The organism is Flavobacterium fontis (assembly GCF_900129405.1).
In the GTDB taxonomy this organism is placed as follows: domain Bacteria; phylum Bacteroidota; class Bacteroidia; order Flavobacteriales; family Flavobacteriaceae; genus Flavobacterium; species Flavobacterium fontis.
The window spans coordinates 14,362-27,762 of record NZ_FQVQ01000004.1 but is presented as its reverse complement, the minus strand read 5'-3'; the positions used below and the strand labels follow the sequence as shown (position 1 = coordinate 27,762).

At 40.4% G+C, this 13,401-nt stretch carries 12 protein-coding genes; 6 read left to right on the top strand and 6 right to left on the bottom strand.

Annotated features, from left to right (window positions below):
- Window positions 1-37: 37 nt before the first annotated feature.
- Window positions 38-814, bottom strand: a complete 777-nt coding sequence (locus BUC17_RS04680; protein WP_073362137.1) for a prohibitin family protein — start codon at window positions 812-814, stop codon at window positions 38-40.
- A gap of 137 nt (window positions 815-951) precedes the next feature.
- Here BUC17_RS04680 and BUC17_RS04675 point away from each other — a divergent pair, with 137 nt between their 5' ends.
- The 3 genes from BUC17_RS04675 to BUC17_RS04665 all read left to right on the top strand — a co-directional run bounded on the left by BUC17_RS04675 (window position 952) and on the right by BUC17_RS04665 (window position 4,740).
- On the top strand, window positions 952-2,610 hold the full coding sequence (locus tag BUC17_RS04675) for an RluA family pseudouridine synthase (RefSeq protein WP_073362136.1): 1,659 nt from the start codon (window positions 952-954) through the stop codon (window positions 2,608-2,610).
- Window positions 2,611-2,672: 62 nt separating this feature from the next.
- Window positions 2,673-3,104: a hypothetical protein gene (locus tag BUC17_RS04670; protein WP_073362134.1), complete on the top strand. Its 432-nt coding sequence runs from the start codon at window positions 2,673-2,675 to the stop codon at window positions 3,102-3,104.
- Between the two features lie 7 nt (window positions 3,105-3,111).
- The gene (locus tag BUC17_RS04665) at window positions 3,112-4,740 is read left to right on the top strand and encodes a M1 family metallopeptidase (protein WP_073362132.1); all 1,629 of its coding nucleotides are present in this window, start codon (window positions 3,112-3,114) and stop codon (window positions 4,738-4,740) included.
- Window positions 4,741-4,744: 4 nt separating this feature from the next.
- Here BUC17_RS04665 and BUC17_RS04660 read toward each other — a convergent pair whose 3' ends face one another.
- Both BUC17_RS04660 and BUC17_RS04655 read right to left on the bottom strand, forming a co-directional pair.
- Complete coding sequence (locus BUC17_RS04660) at window positions 4,745-5,788, bottom strand: AMP-binding protein (RefSeq protein ID WP_073362130.1); 1,044 nt, start codon at window positions 5,786-5,788, stop codon at window positions 4,745-4,747.
- Window positions 5,785-6,729 (bottom strand): CPBP family intramembrane glutamic endopeptidase, encoded by a 945-nt coding sequence (locus tag BUC17_RS04655; RefSeq protein WP_073362128.1) that lies wholly within the window; start codon window positions 6,727-6,729, stop codon window positions 5,785-5,787. Before BUC17_RS04655 ends, BUC17_RS04660 begins: the two co-directional genes overlap by 4 nt.
- 56 nt (window positions 6,730-6,785) lie before the next feature.
- Between BUC17_RS04655 and arsC the strand changes: the two genes are divergently transcribed.
- Complete coding sequence (arsC, locus tag BUC17_RS04650) at window positions 6,786-7,127, top strand: arsenate reductase (glutaredoxin) (RefSeq protein ID WP_073362126.1); 342 nt, start codon at window positions 6,786-6,788, stop codon at window positions 7,125-7,127.
- 93 nt (window positions 7,128-7,220) lie between these two features.
- On the top strand, window positions 7,221-9,692 hold the full coding sequence (locus BUC17_RS04645) for a TonB-dependent receptor (protein ID WP_073362124.1): 2,472 nt from the start codon (window positions 7,221-7,223) through the stop codon (window positions 9,690-9,692).
- Window positions 9,693-9,744: 52 nt separating this feature from the next.
- Here the strand turns inward: BUC17_RS04645 and BUC17_RS14145 are convergent, their stop codons facing one another.
- Entirely contained in the window at window positions 9,745-9,912 is a 168-nt protein-coding gene (locus BUC17_RS14145; protein WP_200798319.1) for a hypothetical protein, read from the bottom strand.
- Between the two features lie 96 nt (window positions 9,913-10,008).
- Window positions 10,009-11,079: a magnesium/cobalt transporter CorA gene (corA, locus tag BUC17_RS04640; RefSeq protein WP_073362122.1), complete on the bottom strand. Its 1,071-nt coding sequence runs from the start codon at window positions 11,077-11,079 to the stop codon at window positions 10,009-10,011.
- Between the two features lie 67 nt (window positions 11,080-11,146).
- On the opposite strand from corA, the gene hutI reads away from it, so the two are divergent.
- The gene (gene hutI, locus BUC17_RS04635; protein ID WP_073362120.1) at window positions 11,147-12,382 is read left to right on the top strand and encodes an imidazolonepropionase; all 1,236 of its coding nucleotides are present in this window, start codon (window positions 11,147-11,149) and stop codon (window positions 12,380-12,382) included.
- A 48-nt stretch (window positions 12,383-12,430) separates the two neighbouring features.
- Here the strand turns inward: hutI and BUC17_RS04630 are convergent, their stop codons facing one another.
- Window positions 12,431-13,315: a hypothetical protein gene (locus tag BUC17_RS04630; protein WP_073362118.1), complete on the bottom strand. Its 885-nt coding sequence runs from the start codon at window positions 13,313-13,315 to the stop codon at window positions 12,431-12,433.
- Window positions 13,316-13,401 lie beyond the last annotated feature (86 nt).

Sequence of the window (13,401 nt, the reverse complement as noted above, 5' to 3'; positions counted from 1 at the left end):
TACGGGGCATTTCCATATATATAGAAACCTAACAAATTTAGGGCTTTTCCTCACCTCCTACCAAAAACGGTGCTTTGCCGTCGGTAATGATGATTTTACTGTTGTTGGATTTTGCCAATTCCAAGAACGCTTCAATACTGCGCAACTTTATGATTTCTTGCGATAATCCTTCGGCGAGAATTTTCTGCGCATCTCGGGTACCTTTTGCCTGAATAATCACGCGGTCGGCTTCCAATTTTTCCTGTTGCAATACAAATTCCATACGCATGGCTTCTTGCTCAGCTTGCAATTTTCGTTCTATCGACTTGGCCAAGCCATCAGGAAGTTGAATACTTTTTAACAATACCGATTCAATACGAATACCTTGTGGCCCAAGAATGAGATCCATTTGTTTACGAATTTCTTCCTCAATATTCGAACGCATTCCCGAGTGCATGTCTTTGGCAAAAAAACGGGCACAAACATCGGCTGAAGCAGAACGAAAAACATTGGAAATAATTCCTTCATAGCCTAAGCCTAAATTGCGAATAATACTAGGCACTTTATCTTGATCCAAACGATATAAGATAGAGATTTGAGAACTGATGCTAAGTCCTTCTTTACTAGGTAAACTCAAGGTCAATTCTAAATCATTAGTTTGAATAGATGTCTTCACCACTTTGGAGGTAAACGGATTGAAAAAAACAGCGCCTTGGGTGTGAATTTTATCGGATAATTTTCCCATTTTCTGACGAATGCCGACCTCGCCGGGACGGACTACCGCACAACTTGCTGAAAGTAAAGCGAGACCTGAGAGTAAAAGTAATTTTTTCATAGTCAAAAGTTTTTATTTCAAATTTAAAAGTATTACTTTCAAATAGCTCCCAACAAAATCCCAATTTTTTATAAAAAAAACTTAATTTTTTCCATCGTAATACACTTCCTTTCTACAGGAATGACTAGTTTTAGCCCATGGAACGGCCTACGCATTTTATTCCTTTTTCCACTTCCCTCGAAGGCATTGTATTGCCTGAAAAATTTACCTTTCCCTTTTTCTATGAACCCCATACTTTGAGTCGTATTGCGGCAAAAGAACTTCAAACCTATTTGGAGCATCAAACGGATTTTGACCATAATTTTGGTTTGGATGAACATCAAAAAGGACCTGTTATTGGAAAAATGTTTGGCGTTTTGGTGGTGCAAACCGCATCCGGAGAACTTGGACAACTGTGGGCTTTTTCAGGAAAATTAGCCGATCAAAACCATTGGCCCAAATTTGTTCCCACGGTATACGACATGCTTACGGAGAAAGGGTATTTTAAAACAGAAGAGCGTGTTTTGAATGCCTTAAACGAAAAAATTGCCCAAAAAGAAACCGCTCCCGAAGGACTGGAAGCGCAAACAAATGTAACGGTATTAAGCAACCAAGCCGCCAAAGCAATTGCCGAGTATAAAAAACTGCAAAAGCAAAATAAGCAGCGAAGAGCCGACTTCCGAACAAACAATCCCAATGCATCAGAAGAAGTATTGCAGCAATTGATTCAGGAAAGTCAGTTGGAAAACATTCGACTTCGTCATTTGCAACTCGAATGGAAAGAAAAAATAGAGTCGGCACAAGCCACTTTACATCAATGGGAACAAGAAATTGAATCGCTTAAAGAGGAACGTCGGCAACGCTCAGCCCAATTGCAGAATCAACTGTTTTGTGAGTATGCGTTTCTCAATCGCTATGGTGTTACCAAGAATTTATTGGACTTGTTTGAAGGGAATCCACCGGCTGGAGCGGGCGAATGTGCTGCTCCCAAATTGTTGCATTACGCCTTTCAACACCAGTTGACTCCCATAGCGATGGCTGAATTTTGGTGGGGACAATCACCAAAGTCGGAAATCAGAAAGCACCAACAGTTTTATCCCGCTTGTACAGGCAAATGTGCCCCGATTCTGTCCCACATGCTCGAAGGCATCCCGATGGAAGACAATCCATTTTTGGTGAATGAAAGCCAATCAAAAACCTTAGAGATCGTTTATGAAGATGCCTATCTTTTGGTTATCAACAAACCCGAATCGTTATTATCAACACCGGGAAAAAACATTTCCGATTCGGTATATACCCGAATAAAAGCTCAATATCCTGATGCAACCGGTCCTTTATTGGTACATCGTTTGGATCAAGCAACTTCGGGATTGCTGTTGATTGCAAAGACGCAAGCCATACATAAAAAATTGCAGTATCAATTCATATCTAGAAAAATTGAAAAAAAATATATCGCTCTTTTAGAAGGGATTCCTCAACAACATTCGGGAACCATTGACTTACCACTCCGGGTGGATTTGGACAACCGCCCCCAACAAATCGTTTGTGAAACCTATGGAAAACCCGCCACTACGCTATGGAAAGTATTGCGGAAAAACTCCAATACTGTCCTAGTCGAATTTCAACCCATCACTGGAAGAACACATCAATTACGGGTACATGCGGCGCACTCAAGGGGACTAAATTGCCCGATTAAAGGCGATGATCTGTATGGAACAAAAGCAGACCGTCTTCACTTACACGCAGCAACTTTGCGTTTTTGGCATCCTATCGAAAAAAAGTTTATGGTATTGGAAAGTCCTGTGCCATTTGATTAGACATAAAAAAACCTTACGGTAAGTTTATATTAATTGTTATTTTTACCTAAAAATTAATTACGATGAAAAAATTATTTGCTTTAGCGATTGTTTGTACCCTTTTGGGTTGTTCTAATGATGATAACGTTACACCGACACCCCCGAACACAACGATTGCATTCATGGATTATCGCGTTGATAATACCAATAAAAGTACTACTAGCGTAAGTTACATCTATAGTAGTGCCAATACATTAAAAGCTACAGGAACGCATGACGGGGCTAATAATTGTGTGATTTTTGTCAATGACTCAGGTACGGGTTCTAACATTATTCAAACCATCGAAATTAAGCATCAAGCTTTAAATTATTTGCCTGGAACCAATTTTACTACCAATATTTCAGTAAATGATGCAGAGCGAATCGAAGGGACTTTTAGTGGTGTTTTCCGAAAAGATAGTGACCCTAATATTCAAATTTCTATCACCAATGGTTTTTTCCGCATTATGAAATAATTTATTTATGCGCTTTTTCATTCTCCTGCTTATTGGATTTACACAGGTTGTCATTGCACAACCTTTCTCGCGAAAAGACTCGCTCATGGGTGGATTTCCCAAAGAACGCCTGTGTTTTGATGTGAAGCGCTATGAAATTGATATACGCGTAAATCCTGAGAAAAAGTACATATCGGGTCACAATTCCATTCGATTTGAAGTGGTAGAAGCTACCAAGCGCATACAATTGGACTTGTTTTCCAACATGCAAGTGGATTCCATCATTTGGCAAACAAAAAAGCTACCGTATACCCGCGAATTCAATGCGGTTTTTATTGATTTTCCCGAATTGTTAGTCCCAGGCGCTTCTGAAAAACTCACTTTTTATTACTCAGGAAACCCGATTATTGCACGTCAAGCGCCTTGGGACGGCGGTTTTGTTTTTTCGAAAGACAAATTAAATCGTCCTTGGATTGGAGTCGCAGTGCAAGGTACAGGTGCCTCTGTTTGGTATCCCGTTAAAGATGGGCAAAGCGACGAACCCGAACAAGGAGTGCTCCTAAAGGTGGCCGTTCCCAACGAACTGATGAATGTCTCCAACGGTCGATGTAAAGGATCGACGCCAATGAATGACGGTTATACCCGCTGGGATTGGGAAGTATTAAATCCGATCAACACCTACAATGTGACCCTAAACATTGGACACTACACGCGAATTACTGACCGTTTGGAGGACTTAGATATTGACTATTACGTTTTGGATTACAACCGTGAAAAAGCCATCAAACACTTTGAAGAAGTCAAACCCATGTTGACCTGCTTTCAATCTAAATTTGGTCCGTATCCCTTTAAAGAAGATGGGTATAAATTGGTCGAGACACCTTATTTAGGCATGGAACACCAAAGTGCTGTAGCCTATGGTAACAATTACCTCAAAGGATATCGCGGTATGGATTTATCGGGCAGTGGTGTTGGACTCACTTTTGATTATATCACCATTCACGAAAGCGGTCATGAATGGTTTGGAAATAGTATTACTTCGCGCGATATAGCCGATATGTGGATTCATGAAGGCTTTACCCAGTACAGCGAATTAGTATTTATCGAATGTCAGTCAGGTTATGAAAAAATGTTGAAATATGCCTTTGGATTACGTCGCAATGTTACCCACAACCGTCCCATTATCGGTCCCTACGGTGTAAATCAAGAAGGTTCAGGCGATATGTATCCCAAGGGAGCGTTATTACTCCATACCATCAGACATGCGCTTAATAACGACACCCTTTGGTGGAAACTAATTTGGGACTATTGCCATACGTTTAAACATAAAATTATTGACACCGAAACGGTTGTGCAATTTTTTAACGAAACTACAGCGATGGATTGGACACCCGTTTTCAATCAATATTTACGTCATACACGCCTACCCATTTTACATGTACGTGCGCGCGGCAAACGCTTAGAAGCACGTTGGGAAGCCGATGCAACTTCATTTGCCATGCCTATAACGTTAACCGTCGACGGCACGCCATATCAAATCACTCCCCAATCGGATTGGACCCGAACGAAAGTGAAAATGAAGAAAAATGCGATTGTAACGGTAGATCAACAGAAGTTTTTTATCAAATTCAATCTCGAAAAAAACGAGGCGAAGTAATACGTTACTTTAGCAAACTTGCTTTACGAATAATCTTTCCGTTTTCAGTTTCTGTAAAATGAGGAATGAAATGAATCGCTTTGGGACGTTCGTATTTATCTAACCGCTTAAAAGTTTCGGGAGAAATTTCAAAAGGTTCACCTTCTACAATTAAAACGACCTTTTCCCCTAATTCAGGATCTTCCTCGCTTGAAATAAAAAAACGTCGATTGAACTTACCATCGAGCTTTTGCTCAACTTGTTCGGGTAGAATTTTTACAGCACCACTGTTGATGATGTTGTCAATTCGGCCCAAAAAAACAAATTGGTTTTCATTTACTAATTCCACCAAATCGTTGGTTACAACCGTTTCTTCCGCGATGATGTGCGGTGCATGTATCACCAAACAATTTCTCTCATCGTAAGAAATGGTTACGTGAGGCAAAACCGTAAAAGCCTTTTCCCCTACCCGCTTGGCGGCGATATGCGTGATGGTTTCCGTCATGCCATAGGTTTCAAAAACCTGCGTAGGCAACTGCATTAATTGTTGTTCCAACACAGCGTTAATTCGCGCACCACCCACAATTAACTTTTTGATTTGTCCTAATTTCGGTATCGAACATTGGGCTTGTAGAGGAACCATCGCTGCAAAATCATATTTGTCCTCCAAGCGCTCCATAGGATGCGATGTTGGTGCAACATAATCCAAATCAAGCCCCAATACAATCGAGCGGATAAGCATCATTTTACCCGCGACATATTTTACGGGTAAGCATTGCAAGGCACGATCGCCGGGTTTTAAATCAAAAAAATCGCCTGTCGCTAAGGCGGAGTGCACCATAGCTTGTTTGTCTACTTGAATACTTTTTGGCAAACCTGTCGAACCCGAAGTTTGCATTTCCATATACGGTTTTTCATCAAACCAATCCAATAGAAATTCGCCTACGGGCTTTTCAAAATCCTCGCCCTCTTTGATAAAACTATAGGCTACACGACATAAATCATCGCGATCTAAATGGAAACCGTTTAACTTGAATTGATTGTGGACGTTGGTAAAATGAGGTGTCATAACGTTGAGTTGTTTATTGGGTCAGGGATTACAATAGGACCGGTTAAGCGCTGTTTCCAGTCGGTCCAACGGTATAGTTTTGAAAAAATAAAAATCAATGAAGGATACAATACCAATAAAGGTAAAAAGAGTTCCAAGCTCAATTGCGGTTTTTCGGTGTCTTTAAAAATGGCATAGGTTTGAAAAATTGAGCTGTCAGAAGTGATTAATAGCGCTGCCATAAGATTGTTGGCCGCATGAAATCCAAGGGCCAATTCCATTCCCTCATCCATTAAGGTAATGATTCCCAGAAATAAACCCGTTCCCACATAATAAAAAAGGACGACATACCCCAAAGCTTCTACCTCTGGGTTGGATATATGTAAGAGTCCAAAAATGAGTGAGGTCAAAAACAAGGGAAACCAACGATGCGGATGCAATTGCGCAAATCCTTGCATAAGGTAACCGCGGAATAAAAATTCTTCCAAGGAAGTTTGAATTGGAATCAATGCCACTGCGATAAGGGCTAGGACCAAAAACCGCCCGGGCTGAAAGTTCCACACTAAAGTAGTATCAGAAGCTTTATAGGAGACAATGGTAATGATTAATGTTAGCATCGCCCAGATGGAAAACGCTGTAATCACCCGCTTCCAATCCAATTGCGTTCGTGAGGTAGCGATACGCCGTAAGGTTTGCTTGTGCATAAAACGGATCACAATATAAAAACCAGCAAAGGCAACAACAAAAGTGAGTAGCAATAAAAACAAGGACAGATTTAGGTCCATCACTTGCAACATTTCTTTCATCGTTTTGGGCAATCCCTTGCCTGAAGCCATTGTTTTAAAGGCTATGGCTACTGTAAATGGAATTTGTCCAATCACTGAAGCAACAATAACAATAACAGAACCCAACAAATACCAACCGAAATTCAGTGGCCGTTCCAACCCAAAAAGTGGTGTCATACAACTTTATTTTATTGTAGCAATTTAGTTATTTTAGCCATATAAAAAACATGACAATGATCACAATTTATCACAATCCTCGTTGTGGGAAGTCCCGCGATTGTGTGCGCCATTTTGAAGCAGAAAATTCAGAAATCAAGGTGGTTCACTACCTGCAATCGCCTTTGGACCGAGAAGCAATTACCACCTTACTGCAACAATTGAATTGTCCCGCATTGCAATTAGTGCGTACCAAAGAACCGATTTGGATAGCAAACTACAAAGGGAAAGAACTTTCTGAAAATGAAATTATTGAGGCTTTGGTGCAACATCCTATTTTAATGGAAAGACCTGTAGTGGTAAAAGGCAACAAGGCTGTTATTGCCCGTCCCTTGGAACGCATTGTCGAATTATTTTAACGATTGCTGAAGCCCAAGATTAACAAAACTTTGGCAACCATGCCCTCAAGTTCTTCTAATTTTGCACCCAACAGGAAAGCAAAAAAATAATACATGAAATTAGCAAAAGTTCTACTCACTACTTTTGCACTCATCGCCGGATTATACGCTACCGCTCAAGAGCGTCCCGGAGGAGGCAAAAAAGTAAAAGTAACAGGGACCGTCGTGGCCCAAACTACCAAACAACCTTTAGAGTATACCGAAGTTCGCTTCGTTAGTGCTCAAACCAACAAAGTGGTAACCGGAGGATTAACCGATGCCAAAGGGGCCTTCGCTATTGAAGTTCCGCAAGGCACGTATGCCGTAAACATTGAATTTCTCTCGTTCAAACCCAAAGTACTGCCCAACAAAACCCTTCAAGCCGATACGGATTTGGGAACCATTGCGTTGGAAGATGCTGCTACTCAATTGGATGAAGTGGTGGTTCGTAAAGAAAAAACTACTGTAGAAATTAAATTGGATAAAAAAGTCTACAATGTAGGGCAAGACCTCATGGTTAAAGGCGGTACAGTTAGTGATGTTCTGGATAACATCCCCTCGGTGGCAGTTGATGCCGAAGGGAATGTGAGTCTCCGTGGAAATGAAAATGTTCGTATTCTTATTGATGGTCGTCCCTCTAATGCCATCAGCATGACCGATGCTTTGCGAATGATTCCCGCCGATGCGATCGACAAAGTGGAAGTCATTACCAATCCTTCTGCGCGCTATGATGCTGAGGGAGGTGGTGGTATTTTGAATATCATCCTCAAGAAAGGAAAAACCAACGGAATCAACGGCACCCTCATGGCAACTACAGGGGTTCCTGATAACCACGGTCTAACTGCTGCGATAAATTTTAAATCTAAAGAATTTAACTTTTTTACCAATCAAGGATACAACTACCGCAACAATCCTGGGAAGTTCCGCATGGACAGCCGTTATTTGACATCTACCAATGAAACTAGAGATTTCATTGACGAATCACGCGATACCGATCGTTTCAGCAAAGGATATAATGGGAACTTTGGTTTTGATTGGTTTTTGGACAAACAAACCACGTGGACCAATAGTGTGAATTATCGTCGTAATACAGGAACCACTGAAGATGATGTGGATCAAGTAACTTACGATGCAAATCGGGTGTTTACGGGGACGTTATTCCGTGATAATTTTGAGGATACGCGCAGTGAAAATATTGAATTTGCGTCCAACTTGATTCGCAATTTCAAAGGCGATGGTCATAAATTGACGGTTGATTTTTCTATTTCAAAAAATAAAGACGACAATACGGCTGATATCAAGAATTTCTCAACTTTTAATCCCAATGTCTTTTTGGATCAATCGTTCAATATTCAACGTCAAAATCGTTTATTATTGCAGGCCGACTATGTATTGCCTTTTGGAAAAAATAAAGAAAGTCAATTTGAAGCTGGATACCGTGGAAACTTTTTAGATTTAGCCACCGACTATACTGTGTTGAATGATGGGGTATTGAATACCTTCTTTACAAATTTTCTTAATTATATTGAAAATGTAAATGCGGTATACACGCAATTTGGTACCAAATGGAAGAAATTCTCGTTCTTGGCGGGATTGCGTTACGAACATTCAGACATTGTGGTGGATCAAGTAACCTCCAATATCTACGCCAACAAAGTGTATGGGAACTTTTTCCCCTCGGGAACGATTGCTTACGAATTTAATACAACTTCCAATATTTCGGTAAACTACAGCAAACGAATCAACCGTCCGCGGGGTCGTGAAATCAATCCATTTAGCAGCTATTCCAGTAACATTAATTTGTTTCAAGGAAATCCCGATTTGGACCCATCACGTACCGATGCCTATGACTTAGGTTTCTTAAAACGTTGGAGCAAATTGACCTTCAACACTTCGGTTTATTTCAATAGAACGGTTGACAATGTACAATATGTTCGCCGTGAAAGTGGAGAATTTGTTGGGACTACCCCCGTAATTGTAACGACTCCTGTGAACTTATCTACCGAGTACCGCGCTGGTTTTGAATTCAACTTCAATTATACCCCTTACAAATGGTGGCGAGTAAATACCAACTTTAACTTTTTCCGTTTGGAAACCGTGGGTGTATATCGTTATCTAACTTCTACCAATATCGAGCGGGTCATTGATTTTGCCAACGTTGCCAATACTTGGTCGGCACGTGTTAATTCTAAACTTACCTTACCTGGAAAAGTTGATTGGCAAACAAACATCAACTACAATGGTCCCCAAACCACAGCCCAAGGGTTAAACAAAGGAATTTTTGCGATGAATTTAGGTTTTAGCAAAGATGTACTTAAAGACAAAGCGACTGTAGCCTTAAATATTAATGACGTATTTAACTCCCGCGTGCGTCGCTACGAGAACTTCATTGACGGTCAAGTAGAAACCGATGGAGCTATGCAATGGCGTGTGCGTCAAATTACCTTGTCATTCACGTATCGCTTCAATAAAACCAAAAACGAACGGGAGAATAACCGTCCTCGTCGCGGTGGTGAAGATGGAGATGGTGGTGAATACGCCGGATAAACCCACAAAAAAAGTCCCGATAAATCGGGACTTTTTTTTTAGAATAAAACGATTACGCTTGTTCTAATGCTTTTTTCTCTTTTCGCTCTTGAAGCAACTCTTTTGTGACTCCAAACACCCAGTAAAATACAAAGTGAATTAAGAAAATCATCAACCAGAAACCGGCTGTGAGAATCGTTAGGAAAAGAAGAAAACCGAGGTACTGTTGAAATTCAAACATTGTTTTCCGGAATAATTTGTGAATTCTCTCCAAAATTACGCCTTAATATTCAAATGACCAATAGTTACGCGGATTTTATTCACGAGGTTATGAACATTAGAACCATTTGCGCTTTTTGAAATAAATAATCATTCCCAAAAGCAACACAAACATCACGCCTAAAATGATGAAATACCCATACTTCCAATGCAATTCGGGCATGTGGTCAAAATTCATTCCGTAAACACCCACAATAAACGTTAGCGGCATAAAAAAGACCGACACCACGGTTAGCGTTTTCATCACCTCATTCATCTTGTTACTTTGCGAGGCAAAATAAAAATTGGACGCACTATCCAAAGTCGTCATATCATAATCGATTTGCTCCAATAATTCCTGGGCCTTTTGATACAAACGATCAAAAAAGCTATAATTTTCATGAGCAATGGCATTAAAAACATCGTCGTCTTTGATGGTTTTGATAGAATACAACGAATCGCGTAACGGAACAATCGATCGCTTTAAAAAATTAAAATTGTCGCGATGTTTCTCAATTTGCTCCAAGACAATGGGTCGGGAATGCGACTTCGATAAATTAATCAACTCCTCTACCTTATCTTCTTCATTTTCAATAGTGATGTAAAAATTTTCCATCACGGCATCCAACATCAAATACAGCAGATAGTCGGCTCCTTTTTCACGAACAATACCCGAATGCATACGCAATCGTTCCCGGATATGACTAAAGAAATCACTCCGCTTTTCTTGAAAGGAAGCCAAACAATCTTTTTTCAATAAAAAACTAATTTGCTCGACTTGAATATTATCGGAATGTTCAATGGGAAGTAACGATTTGATATTAAAAAAAAGTACCTCATGGTATTCATCCAGTTTGGTTCGTTTGGTGGTATTCAAAATATCCGACAACATAAAAGCGTCAACCTGTAAAAAATCGCCGATCCGTTGGATAATCCCAGTGTCATTCAATCCGTGTACATTCAACCAATTTACTTTTTGTGGGACAAATGAGGACTCAAGCGCGTCTACGTGAAACTTTTCAAACTCGGTTATTGTGTCTGTATCGTATACAAAAAGCTGCAATTCTGTTTTCACCGATTTGTGACAGCCTGTATATTCGAGCAAGGTGGGCTGAACTTTGCGCCCTTTTTTATAACTAATCTTTCGCACCGCAAGGAATTTGGACTAAAGTTAGAAATAAATCGTTTTTAAAAGTATTTTTACCAAAAATATCCGCATGCGAACATTAATTATTCACATAAAAACACTGCTACAAGTTAGAGAACCCGGAATTGACAAAGTTTCTGGAACTGCTATGGCCGAGTTGCCCTATCTCGAGGAGGCTTATTTGTTAGTAGAAAACGATATTATCTTGGATTATGGATTGATGCGCGATTGCCCAGTCCTCGAAGATGCCTTAATTATTGATGCGCAACAGGGTACGCTGCTTCCCTCGTGGATTGACAGCCATACGCATTTGGTTTATGCCGGCAATCGGGTGCAGGAATTTGTAGATCGGATTAACGGACTTTCCTATGCTGAAATTGCGCAACGAGGGGGTGGTATTTTAAATTCGGCCGCGCGACTTAATGCCATGGAGGAAGAACAATTGTATCGCGAATCGGCGGTTCGTTTGGAGGAAATTATACGACAAGGAACAGGAGCAGTTGAAATCAAATCAGGATATGGACTAACGGTCGAAGGGGAACTAAAAATGCTTCGCGTGATTCAACGCTTGCGCGAAAATTATCCGATGACCATAAAAGCCACTTTCCTTGGTGCACATGCTCTTCCCCATGTATATAAAGACAATCGTGAGGGCTATTTACAACTAATAGAAGCCCTTATCCCCCAAATCGCCGAGGAGAAATTGGCCGATTATCTCGATGTTTTTTGTGAAACGGATTATTTTACGGTGGCCGAGACGGAACGGTTGATGGCTATGGGAAATCATTATGGATTGCAGCCTAAAATTCATGTCAATCAATTTACAGCCATTGGTGGAATTGCTGCTGCTGTGCGCCACAACGCCTTGTCGGTAGACCATTTGGAACTTGTAACCGAGGAAGATCTTGCAGCTTTGCAAGGAGCCGTCACCATGCCGGTAGCGCTCCCCTCCTGTTCCTATTTCATCAGTATCCCCTATACACCCGCCCGTCAAATGCTTCAAGCGGGACTCCCCTTGGCCTTAGCTTCCGATTTTAATCCAGGTACGTCTCCCAGTGGTAATATGAATTTTGTCGTGGCTACCGCCTGCATCAAAATGAAAATGACCCCCGAAGAAGCCATCAATGCAGCCACTATCAATGCCGCGTATGCTATGGGTATTAGCGCCACTCATGGAAGCATCACGCGCGGAAAGAAAGCCAATTTTATACTTACACAACCCAATATTCATTACCATGAATTGCCCTATGCTTTTGGTTCCAATCGCATAGCCAAGGTATTTTTAAACGGTGCGTTAATTCCATAAAAAAAGTCCGAACAAAAATTCGGACTTTTTAGTATCTATTGTAAAAGATTAACGAAGGGTAAAACTCGATTTAGAAACCAATTCGCCTTTGTCAAAAATATTTACAAAATAGGTTCCTTTTTCAAAACTTTTTCCGGGTAAATCCTGACTCACGTCTACCGTTTTATTTTCATATTTCACTTTGGCAATAAAACTATAGGTTAGCGATTGTGACCCGAAAGTAACTGTTTCTTTATCGCCTAAAACATTGCTCTTAGCGTCAATAATTTGCACATAATAATTTTTATCCCCAGACTTAGCCACCGCATTTTCGGCAATGGTGAAGCTAATTTTCAAAATATCGGCACGACTTGCTTTATCAGTCTCAATTTGTTTTCCAGAACTTTTTTGTTTGTAAGCAGCTGTTTTTAAATTCAATACCGACAATTTAGACGCTTTTTCAACGGTTTTTGACAATTGCTCGTTTTGACCCACCAAAACTTGGTTGTAATTTTTAGAATCTTGTAAAACAACCGAGGTACTGTCTAAATTTTTAGCCAATTTCTGATTCTCGCCTTTCAACGTTTCGACTTCTACCATCAAGGTTTTCATCTTCGCTTCGAGCGCTTTGTATTGATCTCTGTACTTTTTAAGTGCTCCAGCATCGCCTTTGGCTTTTTCCAATTGTGCCATCAGTTGTACCACCTTTTCACGCTCGGCAATCAATTCGTCTGACATAGAGGTGTTTTCGGCAATCGCGGCATCATAGGTCGCTTTGAGCGCTTGAAGATCTTTAAGTACATTGTCCTTTTCTGTTGTAACAGCTGTAACCTTAGTTTCCAAATTCTGCGTATCGGTTGTGAGTTTGAAAATGTAAAACAAACTACCCAACAACAAGAGGGCAAGAATTAAAATAATCGCTTTTAACGAAGAGTTGCTTTTCTGATTTTCCATATCAAAAGATTTAGTAGTGAGGCAAATTTAATAATTAATACGAGGATAACGTTGGTTTTGGGAATTATATTATTTTTGGACGATAA